Genomic DNA, 20,063 nt, shown 5'->3' with positions numbered 1-20,063 from the left:
TTTGATTGAGAAACTGAACTTCATTTAACCACGAACCGCCAATTTTTTGTTTTTATTGGCGGTTATTAGCGATACAACAGGATTTATAATTGAGTAGCCGACAATCAAGTTATTTCATTCGACCGCTTTTCACCTTTTTCATAAATCACATTCGAACGTCCTACAATTAATGAATCTAATTTTCCAATGTTGTTCACATCTCTATCACTATAGGTAAACCTATTTAAAACATACCTCATGGTGTTGAGTCTGGCTCGTTTTTTACAGTTTGATTTAATCACAATCCAGGGAGCATCTGAAGTGTCTGAATAGAAAAACATTTTTTCTTTAGCATCAGTATAATCATCCCATTTGTTCAAGGAAGCTTTGTCAATTGGTGATAATTTCCATTGTTTCAGTGGATGATTTTCCCTGTCCTTAAATCTTCTCTTTTGTTCATCTCTACTCACAGAAAACCAAAATTTAAACAGATATATTCCACTCCTTATTAAGTTGCGTTCCAATTCCGGAACTTCACGCATAAACTCCAAATATTCTTCATCAGTACAAAACCCCATTACTTTTTCTACCCCTGCTCTGTTGTACCAAGAGCGGTCGAATAGCACGATTTCTCCTTTAGAAGGAAAATGTTTGATATACCTCTGAAAATACCATTGCCCTTTTTCCTCGTCCGTTGGTTTCTCTAAAGCCACAACTCTTGCTCCCCTTGGATTAAGATGTTCCATCAAGCGCTTTATTGTTCCTCCCTTTCCGGCTGCATCTCTTCCTTCAAATAAAATCACAACTCTGGAACCGGTTTCTTTGACCCATGATTGAAGTTTTAACAATTCTACCTGAAGTTTATACTTTTGCTTTTCGTAGTTTTTTCTGGACATCAGATATTCATAGGGATATCCGCCTTGATGCCAAAGTTTTGACAAAACCTCATCAGGATGTTTCTGAACCTGATTATTTTCCAATTCGTCTCTTAGCAGGCTTAAGACCTCTTTTTTATCTTCCTCAGAGAATTTTTCCAGATATTCACTTAAAGACCTTTTCTTATTGTTAGACTTCCCAAAAATATCTTCAATTGCAGCCACTTCCTTTTCAAGCTTGGCTTCATGTATCACTTCAATCGTGTTGTCTTGAATCTGTTTAGGGGTTTTTCCTTTGATAACGTCTCCGGTCGAAACTTTTTTAGGCTTTGCTAAAGTGGACTTGGTTTTTGGAGGACTGGTCTCTTTTATGGTTGTTTTCTTTTCCATATTTCTTCTTATAGTTTTGTTTCTGTGATCCCTAATAAATTTTCAAAATATACAACCCGTACCAATTAATAAAAATGATATTAGTCATCTTTAGAAGGGTATCGCGCATGGAGAATAAGGATTTTGCGGTATTATAGTTTTTTGTAAAGTTTGTCTAAAGCTGATTGCCACCAACGTTCAGGAAACGTCATGCCGAAGCTAGAATCTGACTCAGAAGATGGGTATGTGGCAGTATAAGATTTTAAATTCTGCTGAATAGAAGCTGGTTTGTGTGTGCCTTGAATGGTGGATATAGGGTAAAAAGATAAACGTTCCAACGGGTGAAATGTGAAACAATCATGAACTCCTGGGGATTATTGGAATTTCAAGTTCAAAAAATAATGGTAAATTTCTTAAGACGGCTTTATCGAATACCTTTTCACCCAACCATCAAATATTAGGTAGAAAAAGGAGGGGTTTAACTGCTGCTTTTTGCTAGACCAATTTTTACAAAGCCGACTTCCATTTCCATTTCAATAAACAATATTCCATTGTCCAAGCTAAATGGTACCGTCTCTTTTTTACCTTCTTGGTCAATCATTATTATCTTTTTATTTGTTTCATCTACCTCATATTTTCCGCTTGCAATTATGCCCATGGCTTGATGACTGACACCAAAATTACCGTTGTTGTCAAAATTATAAGTCAGAGGGGAAATCATAAACTCAGCTGTTTCTAGAAAGTATTCAGCATCTTCTTTTCTTGAAGCATCTTTAAATGAAATTGAATCCGTGATTTTATTGTAATAAACGATTTCATCTTCATAGGAGATTACCTTCCAATTTCCGGTCAATTCCGGTGAAGTAACCTTAAAGCTGAATAAGAATATTATTAATAGCAGTCTTGTCATATTAAGTTAGGAAAGCTGTTTGAAAACGGTTTGAGCGAATGACTTGTGGCGGTTTTCGAAGTATTTCTTGCCCGCCCTAATTTTGATTAAGAGCCGACAACAATGAGATTTTTATTCCTCAATTCAAGTGACGTTCTCTTAAGACCTCTTCCAAATCCTTGTTCTTATTTGGATTTTTAAACATCCGGTAAATAAAGACAACAGGAATTAACATGGGGATAAGAAATCCCACCTGTTTTTTTGGAGATAAACTCCAGGCAACAACTCCGAAAATGAGGATTCCAGCAAGAAAACCAATGGATGCTGCATGGAAAATTTTAGATTTATTCAGCTTCTTTTTTTCGGCTAAAAGTTCTTCGTCAGTCAACTTGTAAAGGTCCTTTTTTTCCATATCAATCTATTTTATGAGATTTAACTATTTATTGAATTTACGGCTAACTAAACGCTCTACTGCTCCGTGCCATTTGGCAGTCCCCGGTATTGCGTTTAGTGGATGTCGAATGGAGTTGTCCTTTGGAAGGAAGGCCAGCGTGAGTCGCTTTGGCTATGATGCGTGTCCCGCAGGGCGGGCACTATAGCCGTTGTTGTGGCTAGTTTTTTATTTTCAAATATTCTCCAATTTCAGAGAATGCATATTTCAATTCAATTATTGGTGTTAGTGGTTTCATCACATGAGGCAGCCAACATTCTTCAATTATTTCAATAGAGTCTGGATACAAGGCAAATTGAATAAGCTTGAATGAGTTGTCACACTCATTATAAAACTCAAGTGCAGAATCATACTCATCCTCAGTTAATCCCCAATCAGGGTCGTTAAGAGCTTCTTTAAGTTCTAGCCTTGCTTTATCATACTGTTCCATTTTGTCTTCAATAACCATTTTCCTGAATAAGCCTGTCGTGTCAACAACTGAATTAATATCAAGCCATTTTCCTGATTGTGTCGAATAATTAAAGTAGTCTGTCCAATAAGTGCAATATGCTCCGCAACCTTCAGCACTTACATTGATTGACAGAATTCCACTTTGATTGTAAGTCACCTGAAAGTCGAGAAAAACAATTTGGTCGCCTGCCCATTTCAATAGAGTCGAATCGAGATTTTGGATGGGGTATTCATATCTTGTAAATCGATTTTTCAAGTCGAAATTTATCAATGAGTCAATTTCCTTATTTCCTGAACGAACTACTGGAAAGTTCATCTTTTCAGATTGAATGTCCTTGAATCGTTCACTTTTCTCAAGTCGAAATGTGTCGATTTGAACGCTTTGTCCAAATGCAATTGTTCCTATGAACACAAATACTATCGTTAGGGACTTCGTCATTTTTAAATTAGCCACAACGGTTTGCAGCTATACGCAGGCAGGGATTTTTACCACTGAACTTCCTTCGAAGAACTGAACTTTAAATTTACCACATTCCTGTCCTACGAAGCACGAAACCCCTGCTTGCGTATAGGTGATGTTGGCGGTTCGTTGTTCTTTTTCGTGTCGTGATAATATCGTTCTTGTCATACTTTTTCTGTGTCTGCTGTTTTAATTGTTTCTGAAAGCAAATCAATAAACTTGTCAAAGTCGTATCCGCTTTGAATTATGTCTTGTGGTATAATACCTCTATAATCTATTAAGTGTATTGATTTTTCTTGTTCTTTTTCCGCTATTAAATTATCTTCAATTAATGGCTTTATTGTATTACCAATGTTTGTTACAAATTTTGTGAGGGGTAGAATTTCGTGTGTTGAAAGTTTGTATCTGTCATTTGTGCCTGTGTAGCGTGTAATGTCCACCGCACACAAAGCATAAAGTTTATTTTGTTCAACGGCACGTTGAAGTTGTAATTTGCTCATAGAAACGGAATTTTGGGAATTCCATCTGGATTTTACTTCTATGAAATAAACTGGATTTCCATCAAGAAATATAACAATATCTTGTCCGCCTTGAATGTTTGTTGCTTCAACGGATTCTTTGTCTCCAAAAGTAACTCTGTCTTGTAATTCGTCAGATAATTTTTGTCTAATTAAACTTTCAATATATGTTCCTATTTCGTGTTTATGATGAAAATCGGCATCATTTTCTTTTTGTAATTCAAGCAAAGCCGTTGCAGCGTTTAAAATTGCTGAAAAGTTATCCTCTTGAACAAGTTTACCAAGTTTCTTTAATTCAGATTCCTTTAATGTTACAATTGAAAAAATTTCATCTTTTGTATTTTCATTTGTAACAACGTCCAACATTAAATTTGCTTTTTTGTCGTCAAGTCGTGGAAATAATTCTGCATATTTTTTGTCGCGTAACGATGAAATAATCTTTAATATTTCGTCTTTAAAGGGATGCTCATTTATACTATGAATGTCAGAATTGAAAAATATATCTTCTATTTGATTGGTGAGATACTTACTTGTTATAAATCTGTCCTCTGCTACAAATTCATTAAATCCTATGTACACCAAATCTTCTTTAATTTCGTCCTTTGATACCCTGTTGTAGAGGTCTTTGATTTCAGGAATTATGTCAATATCTCTTTTTAGTTCACTATTGCTTTTTAGTTGATTTAACTGATTAGGATAAATTTTTGAAGTTGAATAAACTTCTTTCAAGCTGTCTTCATTACAGTTTGCGATTTCAAGTAATAATCCAATATTTGATTCTACCCAATCTTCGTTATGGTGTTGAAGCAAATTAAAGAAAATTTGAACCAAAATTTTTCTTGTTGAACGAATGTCTAAATTTTCTTCTTGGTTTTCAAGGTTAGATAACTGAATCAAATTCTCATCAAAAGAATAATACTTGCTTATGATTTTTACTAATGTCGCAGGCTTACTTTGTGAATTTACATTATTATTTAGTTTACAATACTTCAATAGATTTTCAAAGAAATTTTTTTCGAGTTTTTGAGTTTTGTCAAATGATTGAACATTATAATTGGCTGTATTTATTGTTTCAGGGAAATAAATGGAAGTTGAAGCCTGAATTTCATCTAATTTTGTTTTAACGCTGTTTGAAAAATCTTTTCTGTTGAATTTTTCAAAATGAAAATTGAAACTAAAATCCCTATGAATTAGTCGTTCAATAGAGTTTGGAATTATAGACGTTCCAATGTCAATTAGATTTTCGGTTAGGTTTTGAGGTGTAAGAAGAGATGAAAGCAAACAAAATTTACCGTTTAGATTTGGCAATAAAGTATGCTCTGAAAAATAATTTATCTTTTCTTCTGCAATTAGAATCTTGTAGTAGTTGATTAAGCAATCTTTGTCAAACTTAGATAAATGCTCTTTTGCTATTTTCTCAACCAAATCTTGATGCCCTACAAAATCCGTATTCTCATTAGTCCATTCACTGGCAAACCTACTCCACAAAGCAACTTTCTCTTTTGTTGGAATGTTGCTGTAAAAAGTTGATACTAAAGTATAAACATCATCAAAATATTCTGGGTTGATTAAAAGTTCTTCGGCAAAGAAACAAACTTGATTAACAGGCATAAAACCTTCAACTGTTTCAACGATTGGCAACAACTTATATTCTTTTATCCAAGTGGTTTGTAGGGTTTCGAAATACTCGTTCAACAAATTATTGTCTGTATTCCTTTTAAAATTTATTTGAGCATATAAAAGCGGATTTGAAACGCTTAGTACGTTACTTTTTAGAAAATCAAATATTAATTCTGATGCCCTTTCTATTATTTTTTGGTTCGCTTCTTCTTGCTCTTTTACTTGGTCTTTGTTGCTTTTTAAATGGATTCCGTCTCTTGGTTCGGTTGGCAAGAATTGATTACAGTTGATAATGAAGTTTAAACCAAAATCTTCAGAACCTATTAATGGATAATATAAAAAAAGTCGGGCAACTCTTTCTGAAAATTGAAATAATTCAAGGTTTTCGTTGATTGGAAGAATTACTTCAATTTGGTCGTCAGTTTCAATGATGGAATAAAGTATTTTGTTCCTTCCGTTTTTTGAAATAGTTGTTTTGTATAATTCAATTTCTTTGTCATTTTCGACTTTTATTTTTTCAACTTGTTCAAAAGAAGTTTCAGTATCATTTAAAACAATTTTTACTTTTTTGAGTCGGTCATTTATTGTCAAAACAATGGGAATGTAGTCTTCTAAATCTTTGCTTGATTCAGCTATGTAACTCCGTTCTTGGTCGGTCTCGGGTAAAAACGTGAATGTTGTTTTTATTTCAGGACTTGAAAGAATAGCACCTTCTTGAATAAGTTGGTAAACATTTTCTTTTTGCGTTCTGATGTTTTCACTTAGAGCTTTCCATTCTTTCGGGCTTCTGTCAATTAAAAAGTCTTTGATTTCAAAAAAGGTGTTGTTTGCTTCAAGAATAGAGTTGATTTTGAACTTACGTCCAAAAGTATGTGTCGTCAAAAAACCTGTTCCGTATTTTCCAACTTCTGGGATTTCTGATTCTTCTCCATATTTCCCACTTACTTGCTTTATTAAAGAAATAAACGATTTAGTCGTAAATGGTTTTCCGTTGTGAGTAAAAGAGAACCCGTTTCGGTAGTCTAAAACAACTTCACATTCCGTTGTCAAGTCACAAGCATTTTGAACTAATTCCCATACTGCACGATTTGACGAATAATTATTGAAATTTTCAAAACCTCTAATCATCTTATCAGCGTGTTGCTTCAAGTCTGATAATTCAGATTCCGTTTTTGCGTTGTTTAATATTTCGTCACGATTTATGCTTGTAGTTTCGTTCATTTTTAGCTTTTAATTTGTCTTGTCGGTTTGTGTTTGGGTGTCGCTCTACAATGACCGCCAACGTGTTGCTTCACGCAATCATTGCGCTATGTATGCCATATGGAATACATGGCGCAACAGTTGCGGATATATTTGAATTATCTTAAACATAAACCTAAAAGTCTAAATATCCAATTTGTCCAATGGACTTATTATTTGATCAAAGCCTTTTGTTGTAATATGGGTATAGATTTGAGTTGTTTTTGGGCTTTCATGCCCCAGAAGAGACTGAATATACCTTAGATCAGTACCGTTTTCAAGTAGGTGAGTTGCGAACGAGTGCCGTAAGGTATGGACAGTTACTTTTTTCTTAATCCTTGTAATTTCCAAGGATTGCTTTAATATGGCTTGAATGCTTCTGGCAGAATATTGTATAGGCTTTTCATTAGTACTTCCTTGTCCTTCGAATAAAAACTCTGAAGGTTTCTCATTTTTGAAATATTCCCTCAATATTTTTAAAGTTTTTGGAGATAAAATAGTATACCTATCCTTCTTCCCCTTTGCTTGTTCAATCCTTATTTGCATCCGTTTTGAATCAATGTCTTTGATTTTGAGATTGATCAACTCACTTATTCTGAGTCCGGCAGAATATATGGTCATCAGGATTGCTTTGTGCTTCAGGTTTTCGGTGGCTTTGAAGATGGCAACGATTTCTTCCTCACTACAGACCTCGGGTAAGGCTTTCTCCCTGATCGGCCTATCTACATGATAGTATTTCCGCTCGCCGCCTTTGACTTTTTCGAAGTAAAATTTCGCGGCGTTGATAGCTTGATTTTGATGTGAAGAGGACACTTTCCGCACAGTCACCAGGTAATGGGAAAATTCCATGATTTCTTTTTCACCAAAATCATTGATATCTAAATCCGGAAAGTGATTTAGGAATTCTTCGAATAAAGGAACATAAGCCCTGATGGTACTTTGACTGTACCTCCTTTCTTCCAGCTTGTGAATATACTCCTCAGGGCATTTTCTGTAATTGGGGATGTCATAATGAGATACTTTGGCTACCACCTCAGTATTCTTTTCTTCCTCTTCAAAAACCATAACCAAACCCAGGTCCCCGATCTTTCTTTTCACCTCTTCCAAAAACTGATCTGAATAGGGAATTGTCCACCACTTGTTTTTTAGATCCCATTGGTAGTAGGGGATAGATTTTATCGTTTTGGTCAGCGTAGCATTGTATCCAAAAATCAGCTTTAGTCTACCGGCCCGGGTTTTGATTACCAGGACCTGGTTTATGTCGGCCTTCCTTAATTGCCCGATGGATTCTAGAGTGATAGACTCCTGTCGGTTGACAGGTCCAATCCTGTCCCCAAAATGTTGTTGGATCCGCTCGAGGTTGCCAGGATAATGCGGGATCTCCCAAAAAAAACCTTCCTTGTTCCACTTGGAATACCGGAGAGTCAGGACGAACTTTACATCAGCCTCATTTTTGGGCATCTTCAGGATGATCTTCTTACCGATCACCTCGGCTTGGATAGGTTTTGGTTCCATGGGGTCAAAAATTTCAGGTTAGATCCTGCTTCCGGAGAAGCAGGAGAGCTGGAGAAGCTGTATATCCTGCATAATTTAGCCTGTTCCTATTTTGATAAAAAATTACTGGCCCAACTTAAACGTTTAACTTTTTCCCCGACATTCAATACTATTCCCACAACCTTCTGCTATACTTCCTCTATACCCTAGTATACCTTCCCCTAACCTCTAGTATACCTTCCCCTAACCTCTAGTATACCTTCTCCTATAGATACTCCGTGTCCTAGATAGGGATACTCCGTGTCCCAGCTAGGGATACTCCGTGTCTGGGTTACCGTTTAGCTACCCCGGAGCGAATCCTGGTAGGTATTTTCGCTATTGAAGATGCATGGTGGTCTTACCTGATTAAGAATGACGACGACCTACATTCAGAATCATGAATTCAGTATTCTGAATTAAAACCCATTTTAAGAGAATTAATCGGATTGGTCGTAGCCTTCTTAACCGAATGAAAAGCTAAAGTAATGATGCTTCATACCCATCGTTTTGAAATAGTTGTCTCCCAAAGTGATTAAACTACATCAACCCCTTTTTGTATTTGACAATTTCCCACACCTCCATCAACTGTTCCTTTTGGTCAATCTCAAGAGTCAGCGGAATCAATTTGCCAACCGGTTTGCCATTTCTAAAATTCTCCTTGGTTGCATCGCTTATTTGCAAATCGAAGGTCCCGGAGTGGGAGTTTTGGGTGAAATAAAAACTCACCTTGAGGAGATTTTCCCAAGCAGAAAGCCAGAAAACCGTCTTCTTTTTGTGAGTGGCTTTAAACAGCCAGGTTTTTCCATCTTTGTAATACCTCCACTCGTGGTCAAGTCCAAAATCAACGGAAATTTTTTCCCGCAATTCGCAGTAAATCTGAAAAATATCTTCCCTGAGTGCTTTTTCCAACACTTTGTCTGTAGGTACAATTAATTCATCCCGAAGTAACAATTGCTGATTTTCTGCTTTCATGGATGAATGGTTTACGGAGTGGGAAATTACCCATTTGTGGCGGTCAAAATTAGGTATCTATTCCCCTTTGCCATCGGTAAACAAAAGCCAGGAATCAGCTCTAAATGTATTGTTTATGGTTCTTGTGCCCACAAAAATCACCTCATCTTGCGCCCTGCTGCCGACAGCATTGTGTCGGTAACTTTCAGTTCCATTGAAAATCTTTTCGATACCTCCGCCACCTGCTAAATCGGTAGAGAAAATCAAAGCTGTTTCCTTTTGGTTTGGAGTAGCATTTGTAAAACCACAGAAATGAATCGAATTGCCAAGAAAGATAGCATCCATAAACCAATACCTGTTGGTGCCATTCCCTTGGTCCAGATCCCAAAGGGTTTTACCGCTGTCATTCAGCAAAAATGCCCAGGCGGAAGTCTGCTTGGATCCTACAAAAAGGAAATCCCCAGTGGGACTCTTGATGACGCTTGTCACTGTCGAAAACCCGAGGCCTCCTTTTTCAGTTTCCCAATTTACTCTGCCGTCCTTAAACCTATAAATCAGGATTCCCTGTTCATCTAAAATCGGATCTGCTATTTTTCTCTGACCTTGGACAAGAAAATTTGATTTGCTTTCAATCACGATGTGATAGGTAAAGAAATCCGCTTTTGGCTTAAAACTGAAATCTGAGGATCCTAATACTTCCCCATTTTTGGAAAATGCTTCAAAATATATCGTTTTTTCAAGTGCATTGGGATCTTCATTTGTGGTGGAGGAAAAGGCAAGAATCAGTTCATTTCCCTGTACCTTGAGGGTGGGCGCTTCTACCATTTCCGCACCACGGGTAACAAATTTTTCCCATAAAAAATCCCCATTTAAGTTGTAGGCAGATACCCCAAGTCTGTTGGGATCTTCTGTTTTTCCCGTTGCAAAGATTTGGTTTCCTTCTGTAATCATGTAGTCAAAAACATAGCTACGTATCGAGAATCGATGCTGAAATTTTCCGCTTCGATCCAGAATTGCTCCCAAGCCCATATTGTAGACTACTATTGTATTTTCGTTGGGAAACAGGATGCCGTTACTGCCTCCTTCACCTTCCAAAAATATTTCCTTGGAAATGGCGTCTGAAGGAGATTCATCCGGTTCACAACCTGTCCATAATCCTAGGCAGAAGAAGAAAATCAAAAATCTGTATAAGTATTTCATTCTAAGGGTTTTGAATAAATCTATTAAAAAGATGCTAGTTAAAAAAATTTGAAAGGACATATTTTAAAAGGATTGAAATAAAACTTTCAAGGTGGCAGACCATGCTTTTTGGAAGGTTCCAAAACTGAACTTAATTCTGAGGCGGGGAAGTAACAATATCCTAATATCTTAATATCCCAATATCTAATCATCTTTATTTATCAAAATCTATACTGGAACCCTACCCCTTTCATTTTTTAATCGGTTTCAGCTCCTCAAAGAATATGTCATCATTGGGAACCTGGAATTCCAGTCCGGTGACTTTCATGTCGTTGTCGGTCTGAAATTTGACAGTGCCAAAACTGAACCAGGCGTGCTTTTCGTCCCAGACGATTTCCCATACATCATAATGCCAATGCCTTAGCTTCGCGGAAAGGCGAGGGGAATTTTCAAATTCAATCAGGAGTTCCCCGCCTTCGATGGTGACAATGATATTGCCATAAACTTCAGCATGGTAAATGCCTGCATAGGCAGAAAGCCCAAGGGAGGGTTTGGTGTCCATCACCCGTTTGGCTTTCATGTCTGCAATGCGGGTGTCATTTTTTTGGTTTTCATTGGTCCTGACAAGTAAGTCTTTGGACCAATCCTTGGTACCTGTGCCCAGGAATTGGTCAAAAGCATAATACGTAGCGGCCATGATGGGGCTTTTGTGGCCATTGGTCAGGACGACTATGCCAAGGTTTTCTTCAGGAATCATCGTCACTGCCGTGATCATCCCGTCAAATCCACCTGTATGGCCCACCATCATTTTCCCATGAAAATCCCCGAGGTTCCAACCCATTCCATATCCCGAGAAATGCCTTCCCAAGTCGTTTTTTGTGGTATGGTCTACCATAAAATTGTTGTGCGGGGTCCAGACCATATTGCGGGTAGACCTGGTCAAAATCGTATCCTTGCCGTGGATACCATGGTTGAGGTTGAAGATCATCCATTTGGCCACGTCGTTGACCGAAGAGATGATGCCGCCGGTAGCTCCGATTTCATTCCAATCTTCAAATTTGATGGGGAAGTTTATGTCATTTTCCCGTCCGTGGGGAGTGGTCACGTTATTGGTATTTGCCAAATCCTGTGCAGTGGTCAGGGTCCTGTTCATCCCCAAAGGAACCAGGATTCTTTCTTTGACATTTTCGCCCCAGGTTTTGCCCGTGATTTTCTTGATGAGTTCGCCGGCTGTAATGTACATCAGGTTGGAGTAGCCATACCCAGCGCGGAAGTCATAGGCCTGAGGGAGTTTTCCTGCGAGCTTGATCATGTTTTCGGAGCTCATCTCAGATTTGTACCAGATCACATCTCCGCTGAATGTACCCAATCCCACCCTGTGGCTGAGGATATCCCGCACGGTCACCTGACTGCTGATCCAGGGATCATTGTAGAGTGAAAAATAGGGGAGATGGTCTTTGACCTTCTCGTTCCATTTCAGTTTCCCTTCCTGCACGAGCATCCCGATGATCGCAGAAGTGAAAGCTTTGGAATTGGAGGCAATGGCATAAAGGGTGTTTTCATTGGGCTTTTCGGGTTTGCCTGTTTCGATAAGGCCATAGTTTCCGGTAAAGACAAGTTTTCCGTCTTTGACGATACCGATGCTCGCTCCCGGCACATCCCAATCGGCTACCATTTTGGCAAAATAGGCATCGAGTTTTTTGAGGTCTTGGGCAAATGAATGGTGTACTGAAAGGGAAAAAATGATCAAAAATAGGGTGAACTTGTTTTTCATATCCGGTTTAATTTAGAAGCAATGAAGATACACCTGAAATGGATTACTTCAAAAAATCGGATTTCTTCAATATTCGTAAGACATCATTTTCAGTACGATAGTCTTCGAGTCTTAAATTTTCTCCTCGATTTTAACACTGGATATCATCACAACTTCTTAAAATCCTCGGCAAAAGCATCTATCCTTTTCCAATCGGTATACTCTATGGCAGTTTTGGGAAATATTGGGCCTTTGGTAATGACCATGATAAGCCGGATCAAAAGCTTGTCCGAAAATTTGTATTTGGAATAATCAAGCATCCCTGCAAATACCCCGACCAGGGAGGGTTTCCAGGTGATGCTTTCCAAAAACTTTTTGACATAAGGGTTTGTGTCTGCACTATTTTTCGCCGGCTTTCTAGCGACCAGATTGACCGATATAAATGCCGCTTTCTTGCTGTTGAGCATTTCGGCGTTGTCATTGATTAGCTTCACAATGGCCTCATTGTGCTTTCCGTATCGGATACTGGAGGCGATGATTATTTTTTCATATTGCTCGAGGTTTCCTTTGAAAGCATTTACAGGAAACAAATGAACTTCCTCTTTTCCGGTAGTGAGAATCTTGGAAAGATGGTTGCATATTTTCAATGTCTGTCCATCTACTGAGGAATAAACAATAAGGGTGGATTTTTTCATTTGATTGGGGTTTTTTCTTTCAAGTTTGATTTTTCTCAGCCCTTAAAAGGAGGTTATTATTTTCATATTTTGGTTTGAAAATCATTTACTGGTTTTATCTAAAAATTGAATACTACAATCATAGAAAAAAACTATGAATTTTTATCTATGATAAAAGTCATGAATCTAAATGTTTTTGGTCAAGCACCCAAGATTTTTAATAGACTACCTTCAATGCAAATATTAATGCATGAACTATTCAACCAATCTTAAAAATTTTGACTTATGGGGCTTTTAAAAACAGGCAGTAAACCGCTATGGCTGGTACTGCTAATCACATTTCTGAGTCTGGGTTTCATCGCTAGTTGTACCCATGAAGACACTTTGGATCCCAGCAATCCGGATGTTCCGACATTGGGACAATTGGATAAGCAAGTCCGCGTGCAGGTAGCTTATGATGCAAATGAAGTTGCATTTAAGTTTGTCTGGAAAACCCAAAAGAAGCTTTACCCTACAGGTCAGGCCAATGTCGGAAAGAATTATCCCATGCAGTTCCACGATATGCTTCAGCATAATGGGACAAGGTTTGATAGGCTTATTGCCGAACAAAGACTAGAGGAGGATAGGATTACCTTTATGATAGACCGTCAGGAAAGTGGGATTCAGGGGTATGCAAGGATGGGTTGCGGAGTCACCTGCCATAATGGAATGACGGATCACCGTCTTTTGACCAATGCAGTTTTGGACCATTGGCATTGGAGAGGTGCACGAAGCGGCCCAATGGGGTATGCTGAAGATGTTGCAGTGGATAATGTTTCGAGGATAAGAGATGATTTAGGAACCATGCCAAGTAAATTTCTACGTTCGGGTGGAGATAGATTTAGGGAAGATCAAGGAGCGATCACAGGTACAGGTCACCCGGTTTTGGTAGATGGATTGCCTAGGTTTGTCTTTAATAAAGGAAAAACGCTGCCGGGTGGTTTCGTCATTCCGGGATTTTTTCTCCCAAACAGGTCTAATGCTACCATGATCGATGCGCATATTGATATACCTCAGATCAAGGACGTATCAAAGAACATCAGTTTATTGGTAGTGTATCAGGACCGTAATTTTGACCCCATCGAAAAAGTCAACGCCATAGATTTGGGATATTTGGCATGGCTTGCCACAGGATCGCTTACCCATCTTCCGGCTCATTTGCGTGATGAGACTACCGCAGATTTTAATGTTTGGAAGAATTTTTGGGCATCAGAAACCAATATTTCCACCGCTCCGGCAGCCGTTACCAAACTTGATCAGGTTCACCAAGAATGGGTAGCCTCAGGCAAAAAGGCAATGGTTACCCGTAGTGTTGGTTTTATTTACAATTCTGATCAGCATGATATTTCCTCCGAAAGGGAATTCAATGCAGAAAGAAATGAGTGGACGGTAATTCTTATGAGAAAACTTGCTACGAGCTCCACCAAGGATGCCAATCTGGCCACACTCCCTAATGGAGGAAAATTCACCGTCAGTTTTGCCATGCACGATTCCGGAGCAGGTTCCGAAACTCACGACATTTCATTGCCCTATGAGTTATCCAACCTAGAAGGTGCGGATCTCAAGGCCAAGCAGGTTTCGAATATCTCCGATGTCGATTGGAACACCGTTCCTGCATTGGATACTTATTGGGTGAAGCAGGCAGTCATGCCAAAATTCACAAACGATTGGTTGAGGAGTGGAGCTCACCCGGGATCAGGTAGCATCGAATCTACCAAGTGTATCACCTGCCATACTGAGAGCAATAATGTGATCTTCACACAAGGTGTGCTGAACTAACAAATTGTATCTGGAAAGCAGACAGAATATGGGGGGGATAATCAAGGGATTTTTGTTCGATGTAACCCTTTTCAATTCTCCCCCAGATTTTGAAAGAATCTAAAACACAATTAAATCTGAAGAACCATGAAATTCAAAAATATACTTGTGGCGTTTTCGACCTTGCTGATTTTTACCTTGGTCCTGAATTCTTGCTATTATGACCAAATTGTTCCAAGGCCACCTGATCTAGACAGTGTTGGTCCGCAGACTTTTAGCGGGGATATTATTCCGATTTTTAACCAAAGTTGCAATAACGCAGGGTGCCATAATGGCGCAGTCAGACCTGACCTAAGACCGGCAAATGCCTATAATGCACTGATAAATGGAGGGTATATAAACACCGATTCACCTGAATCAAGTGAATTGTACCAATGGATGAAGGGAAACCGATCAATTCCAATGCCTACCTCAGGACCAAATTCTGATTATAACAACAGGATTTTGAGATGGATTACTGATGGCGCTTTAAATAATTAATTAGACAGAATATGAAAAAGATAAAAACAATAAAAATGAATCTTTCAGTCATTTTCTCTTTCGTGATTATGATGGCCCTGAGTATTGGCTTGATGGCCCAGGAGGTGGAGAAGGAAGAAAAAAAAGTTAATCCAGAAGAAGAGGTTCAGACACTTTACATTCACAGTCGCCCGCTCCAAAGAGTAGGAAATACCTTTGAAAGTACCTGGCTGATAGACAACCAGACTGTGTTGGTCCCTTTGAGGAAAACATTCCAGTTTGATATTCTCCACAGATTTGGAACGGTCAACAATGGTTACAGTGACTTTTGGGGAGTTTATGCACCTTCCAACATTAGGTTGGGTTTTGGCTATACACCAATAAATAACCTCATGGTAGGTTTTGGATTTACCAAATTTAACCTGCTTTGGGATTTCAATGCCAAATACGCTATCATGAAGGAACAGGGACCCAATCCCAAACCTGTAAGCGTAACGTACTTTGTCAACATGGCGGTGGATACCAGGCCATCTGAAAATTTCACCTATAGTTCGGATCGCTGGAGTTATTTCCATCAGATCATGGTTGCCAAAAAGTTGAACAGGGATTTGTCAGTACAAGGTTCTTTGAATTTTAGCCATTTCAATGCTGTAGAGGCTTTTATTAATCCGGAAGGGGACAAGCAGGCTTTGATGAACAACGATCACTTTTCATTTACCATTTTGGGAAGGTATAAAGTATCCGACGCGCTTTCATTTATCGGAAATTACGATCAACCGATTACCCAGCACCCAACCAACAACCCAAATCCAAATGTTTCATTGGGATTGGAATTGGCCACTCCATTGCATGCCTTTCAAGTATTCCTGGGCAATTACCAATGGATAGTTCCCCAGCACAATAATTTCCTGAACAACAATAATTTTGCAAAGGGTCAGTATTTGTTGGGTTTCAATATCACCAGATTGCTGGATACTAAAGAAGAAAATCTAAAGGATATGGTATTCAAAGAAAAAAAGGGAAGTAAGAAAAATAGAAAAGAAAAGTGAGGTTGAAATGAATTTTTAAAAAGCATCGGCTAAGTCGGTGCTTTTTTTTATTTGGAATAATAATCCTTATCATTTGACTGTAGTTATATTACTAATAATCAACAAAAATTGAAATATAAAATGCTGGGCATCTATAAAAAAAATATAAGGTAATAATGTGAATAATTTGAAACCTATTTTGAAAGATTGAGTCCGCCTTGAAAAGGTAAATTTTTCTACAAATGGTGTCCTTCGGGTCAAGTTTGAAGAGACGTTCTACGGACAATAGAATTATCGGAGTGATCTTAAATATACAATTTTCAAAATATCGGTTTTCTTTGAATAGATGATTTGAATTGATATCGCCTCGGTCCATGAAATCAATAAACTAAAATATAGATTTTATGAAAACCATCAGGTCAAAATTTGTTCTGAAAACAATTTTTTTTACTCTTTGAATGCTGAAATAAGTAGCGAAAAAGAATTAAATTCGGGTATTGGAGAAAAAAAATAGGAAATTTTGATTCTTAGGGAATATTGATCTATTGCCCTGAATTTCAATTAGTTACTTTGATATTCAAAAATTGATTTATAAAATAAAGTTTTAAATGACTGTGTTATGAAAAAGCTTATCAGTTTGCCCATAATTGTTGGATTGGTTTTAATTTCATTTTCATCCTTTTCCCAGAGGGAGGATTCTGTATCTAGAAAAAATGTCATCAAGTACAACCTCAGTACCCCCGCTTTGTATAACAGTGCGTTTTTGTTTCAATACGAAAGGGTACTTAACCCCAATCGATCATTATCTGTCCAAGTAGGTCACATAACTTTGCCTGAGCTCCTTACTAGATTTGAAAATGTTCAGAAGATATCTAATGCAGAGCAATTCGGATACAATGTAACAGTTGACTACAGATTTTACCTTGCCAAAGAAAACAAATACAATGCCCCACGGGGTGTTTATATTGCCCCGTTTGCTTCTATTCACCATTTTAAAAACGTCAAGGATTTTGAATTAAAAAGTTCAGAAACAAATGAATTTGAAACTGTTACCCTCACTTCCAAAGTGAATATCCTCAGTGCAGGTGTGGCTTTGGGATACCAATTTGTGGTATGGGACCGAATGACACTGGATTTTTTGGTCTTGGGGCCTTCTATCTCCAATTACAATGTGGAAATGGCTCTGGATGGAGATCTTCCTCCTGTGGAACTAGATGAAAACCTCCAACTCATCCTTGAGCACATTGTAGATAGACTTCCTTTTATCGACAGGTTATTGGAGGACAGAGTCGCGGATTTTGATGGCAGGACAAACATATCCACTATGGGATTCAGGTACTCGGTCGGGATTGGTTTTCGGTTTTAGAATCAAAAGCGAAAGCCAAAATCACACAATTGGTTGGTAAAACGTGAAAAAAATCACATAATCGGAACTAATTGTCATAGGAGGGAAAGTTATTTTTTCGAGTTTGAAAAATTCATCAGACCATTTATGATTAAGGCAATTGATAGGGAAAATAGAATAAAAAAGTAGATAAGCAATCGATACTCATTAAATCCTGCGCTCCAGACATTCAATCCTTTAATATGATAAAGATAAAAACAAGTAAAACAAAAAACTATAAGTCCAATTGAGATACTTGTCCATGCAAATTTCCGTAGATTTAATCTCTTTTTTTCCTCATTTTTTTGAAGCCATTCTTTGTCTTTGAGGGACTTAACTTTCCTATTCATGTTATTTGATCTCATTTTCCCAGAATATTTGTTAAAAAATCTGCTGTCCTATCCACCAAAAAGAGAGGAATGTTCAACAATCCATCCCTGAATTCCATGTTCTTCAGTGAGTAGCGGATTTTAAGTTTAGGAGAATGAACTTGGGAGTAATAAGCCAAACTTTTACTTCTAACATTTTCATCGGATTTTACTTCTATTGGGATAATCTCATTCCGGAATTGAATCAAAAAATCCACTTCTGCCTTTCCTTCAGAGGTCCAATATCTTGGAAAGACATCTAGCTGAGGCATCAGACTCTGCAAGATGAAATTTTCAGTCAATGCACCTTTGAATTCTACAAAAAGTCTATTTCCTTCTTTGAATGCCATCGGATCAAGTTGAGATTTTCTTCTTAATAAGCCGGTATCAAAAAGATAAATCTTGAACGCAGACAAATCGTCGTAAGCCGCCAATGGCAAATGGATCTGGTTACAGCGGTGAATTTTGTAGACCAATCCTGCTTGGACCAACCAAAGCAAAGCGTCTTCATATTCTCTTGCACGCGCACCTGTTTTGACAGCTTGGTACAAGAATTTTTTATTTTCCTTTGCCAATTGTGAAGGAATGGAATCCCATATGTAAGAAATTTTGGGTATGTCCTTCGTCTCAGTGTGTTTCGAAAAATCAAGTTCATATGCTTTTTGGATGTCCTGAAGAATTTGCTGAGTCCTATCAATGTCCATTTCAACCAATAAGATTTTGGCTGCTTCCGGTAATCCACCTGAAATGAAATATAACTTGAATTTTTCCAATAGGGAATTGAAGAAGAAATCAGGTATTGGCTCTCCCAATTCCGCGGATTTCACAAATGCAGCCAAATTTGGATCTGCCTGATGCAAAAACTCCAAAAATGTAAGTGGGAACGCTTCCATGAATTCAACTTTGCCAACTGGAAAAGAGGCTTCATTGCCCAAAGTGATTCCTAAAAGAGATCCGGCAGCAATGATGACATATTCAGGTGCATTTTCATTGAAATATTTGAGGGAGTTTAGGGCAGGTTTGCATTCCTGAATCTCATCAAAAATAATGAGTGTCTTTTCAGGTTGGATGTTTTTACCATGTACCAAAGAAAGATTTTGAAGCAATCGTGTAACATCTTTGGTTGATTCAAAAAATTGTTTGATATCCGGCTGTTCATCAAAATTGAAATAGGCGACATCTTCAAATTCTCTCTTTCCGAAAGTTTTTATCAATGACGTTTTACCCACCTGCCTGGCACCTTTAAGTAACAGTGGCTTGCGGTTTTTTCTGTTTTTCCACAGAAGCAAATCCTTTTCTAAATCCCTTTGAAAATACATAAATCACACAATTGGTTACAAAAGTGTGAAAAAAATCACATAATCGGAACTAATTGTGTGATTTTACTCAAATTGTCCCGATTTCTCCTTGCTGACCAATCCTTCGGTAAGCTTGTTCAGAGCCTCTACTTTGAATTCAAAATCTCCCTTTAGGGTCTTTCTGTATTCATTGATGTTTTCTACCAATTCATTGATATCCTCCGGGATGACTTCTTCAAGGAGCTGCCGCAATCTCTTGGCTGTGGTCGGGGATTTGCCGTTGGTGCTGATGGCGATTTTGACATTGCCTTTGCTGACTATTCCTCCCAAGTAAAAATCACAGAGGTCCGGTGTATCTGCTACATTGACCAACAAAAACCTTTCTTTGGCTTCGTCATGGATTTGCCTATTGACGGCTTTGTCGTCTGTGGCCGCGATGACGATATGCTTTCCTCCAAGATATTTCTCGTGGTAGACATCCTGGATCAAAGTGACATAAGGATTGTCTTTAGCCAAAGCCAAAAAATCTTCATTGAATTCTCTTGAAACAGCCGTCACCTGCGCTTTTGGACTGCTTTTGAGCAGGAAAGCCAACTTCTCCGTGCCCACAAATCCCCCACCAACCAAGAGCGTATTCAATTGGTGGACTTTAAGGAAGATGGGGTAGAGGTGGTTCATATTCAAGGTTGATATTAGTTGATAATAATTGATATTATTTGATACTTGTTT

17 protein-coding genes are annotated in these 20,063 nt (G+C 38.1%); 4 read left to right on the top strand and 13 right to left on the bottom strand.

Annotated features, from left to right (window positions below):
• Nucleotides 1-104: 104 nt before the first annotated feature.
• The 11 genes from ppk2 to hemG all read right to left on the bottom strand — a co-directional run bounded on the left by ppk2 (nucleotide 105) and on the right by hemG (nucleotide 12,961).
• The gene (gene ppk2 / locus MMU05_RS01630) at nucleotides 105-1,244 is read right to left on the bottom strand and encodes a polyphosphate kinase 2 (protein ID WP_241139915.1); all 1,140 of its coding nucleotides are present in this window, start codon (nucleotides 1,242-1,244) and stop codon (nucleotides 105-107) included.
• 457 nt (nucleotides 1,245-1,701) lie between these two features.
• Entirely contained in the window at nucleotides 1,702-2,133 is a 432-nt protein-coding gene (locus MMU05_RS01625; protein WP_241139914.1) for a hypothetical protein, read from the bottom strand.
• Between the two features lie 118 nt (nucleotides 2,134-2,251).
• On the bottom strand, nucleotides 2,252-2,524 hold the full coding sequence (locus MMU05_RS01620) for a hypothetical protein (RefSeq protein ID WP_241139913.1): 273 nt from the start codon (nucleotides 2,522-2,524) through the stop codon (nucleotides 2,252-2,254).
• A gap of 199 nt (nucleotides 2,525-2,723) precedes the next feature.
• On the bottom strand, nucleotides 2,724-3,467 hold the full coding sequence (locus MMU05_RS01615; protein ID WP_241139912.1) for a hypothetical protein: 744 nt from the start codon (nucleotides 3,465-3,467) through the stop codon (nucleotides 2,724-2,726).
• 12 nt (nucleotides 3,468-3,479) lie between these two features.
• On the bottom strand, nucleotides 3,480-3,641 hold the full coding sequence (locus tag MMU05_RS01610; RefSeq protein ID WP_241139911.1) for a hypothetical protein: 162 nt from the start codon (nucleotides 3,639-3,641) through the stop codon (nucleotides 3,480-3,482).
• Entirely contained in the window at nucleotides 3,638-6,832 is a 3,195-nt protein-coding gene (locus MMU05_RS01605) for a sacsin N-terminal ATP-binding-like domain-containing protein (RefSeq protein WP_241139910.1), read from the bottom strand. The genes MMU05_RS01610 and MMU05_RS01605 overlap by 4 nt, the downstream gene beginning before the upstream one ends.
• A 162-nt stretch (nucleotides 6,833-6,994) precedes the next feature.
• Entirely contained in the window at nucleotides 6,995-8,365 is a 1,371-nt protein-coding gene (locus MMU05_RS01600) for a tyrosine-type recombinase/integrase (RefSeq protein WP_241139909.1), read from the bottom strand.
• 555 nt (nucleotides 8,366-8,920) lie between these two features.
• A complete protein-coding gene (locus MMU05_RS01595) occupies nucleotides 8,921-9,355 on the bottom strand; it encodes a DUF3788 family protein (protein WP_241139908.1) in 435 nt (144 codons plus the stop codon).
• A gap of 57 nt (nucleotides 9,356-9,412) precedes the next feature.
• The gene (locus tag MMU05_RS01590; protein WP_241139907.1) at nucleotides 9,413-10,534 is read right to left on the bottom strand and encodes a hypothetical protein; all 1,122 of its coding nucleotides are present in this window, start codon (nucleotides 10,532-10,534) and stop codon (nucleotides 9,413-9,415) included.
• A gap of 229 nt (nucleotides 10,535-10,763) precedes the next feature.
• On the bottom strand, nucleotides 10,764-12,287 hold the full coding sequence (locus tag MMU05_RS01585) for a serine hydrolase (RefSeq protein ID WP_241139906.1): 1,524 nt from the start codon (nucleotides 12,285-12,287) through the stop codon (nucleotides 10,764-10,766).
• A 146-nt stretch (nucleotides 12,288-12,433) separates the two neighbouring features.
• Entirely contained in the window at nucleotides 12,434-12,961 is a 528-nt protein-coding gene (hemG, locus tag MMU05_RS01580) for a menaquinone-dependent protoporphyrinogen IX dehydrogenase (protein WP_241139905.1), read from the bottom strand.
• 264 nt (nucleotides 12,962-13,225) lie between these two features.
• Here hemG and MMU05_RS01575 point away from each other — a divergent pair, with 264 nt between their 5' ends.
• The 4 genes from MMU05_RS01575 to MMU05_RS01560 all read left to right on the top strand — a co-directional run bounded on the left by MMU05_RS01575 (nucleotide 13,226) and on the right by MMU05_RS01560 (nucleotide 17,650).
• On the top strand, nucleotides 13,226-14,758 hold the full coding sequence (locus MMU05_RS01575; protein ID WP_241139904.1) for an ethylbenzene dehydrogenase-related protein: 1,533 nt from the start codon (nucleotides 13,226-13,228) through the stop codon (nucleotides 14,756-14,758).
• 126 nt (nucleotides 14,759-14,884) lie between these two features.
• Nucleotides 14,885-15,277 (top strand): hypothetical protein, encoded by a 393-nt coding sequence (locus MMU05_RS01570; protein ID WP_241139903.1) that lies wholly within the window; start codon nucleotides 14,885-14,887, stop codon nucleotides 15,275-15,277.
• A gap of 35 nt (nucleotides 15,278-15,312) precedes the next feature.
• Complete coding sequence (locus MMU05_RS01565) at nucleotides 15,313-16,305, top strand: DUF5777 family beta-barrel protein (protein ID WP_241139902.1); 993 nt, start codon at nucleotides 15,313-15,315, stop codon at nucleotides 16,303-16,305.
• A 598-nt stretch (nucleotides 16,306-16,903) separates the two neighbouring features.
• On the top strand, nucleotides 16,904-17,650 hold the full coding sequence (locus tag MMU05_RS01560) for a DUF3575 domain-containing protein (protein ID WP_241139901.1): 747 nt from the start codon (nucleotides 16,904-16,906) through the stop codon (nucleotides 17,648-17,650).
• 379 nt (nucleotides 17,651-18,029) lie between these two features.
• Here MMU05_RS01560 and MMU05_RS01555 read toward each other — a convergent pair whose 3' ends face one another.
• A complete protein-coding gene (locus tag MMU05_RS01555; RefSeq protein ID WP_241139900.1) occupies nucleotides 18,030-19,355 on the bottom strand; it encodes an ATP-binding protein in 1,326 nt (441 codons plus the stop codon).
• A gap of 63 nt (nucleotides 19,356-19,418) precedes the next feature.
• The gene (locus MMU05_RS01550) at nucleotides 19,419-20,012 is read right to left on the bottom strand and encodes a precorrin-2 dehydrogenase/sirohydrochlorin ferrochelatase family protein (RefSeq protein ID WP_241139899.1); all 594 of its coding nucleotides are present in this window, start codon (nucleotides 20,010-20,012) and stop codon (nucleotides 19,419-19,421) included.
• Nucleotides 20,013-20,063: the final 51 nt, after the last annotated feature.

Origin of the sequence: Cognataquiflexum rubidum (genome assembly GCF_022538115.1) — a bacterium.
Lineage (GTDB): Bacteria > Bacteroidota > Bacteroidia > Cytophagales > Cyclobacteriaceae > Cognataquiflexum > Cognataquiflexum rubidum.
Note: the sequence above shows the minus strand (reverse complement) of the source record. Positions and strands in the feature narration are given on the sequence as shown.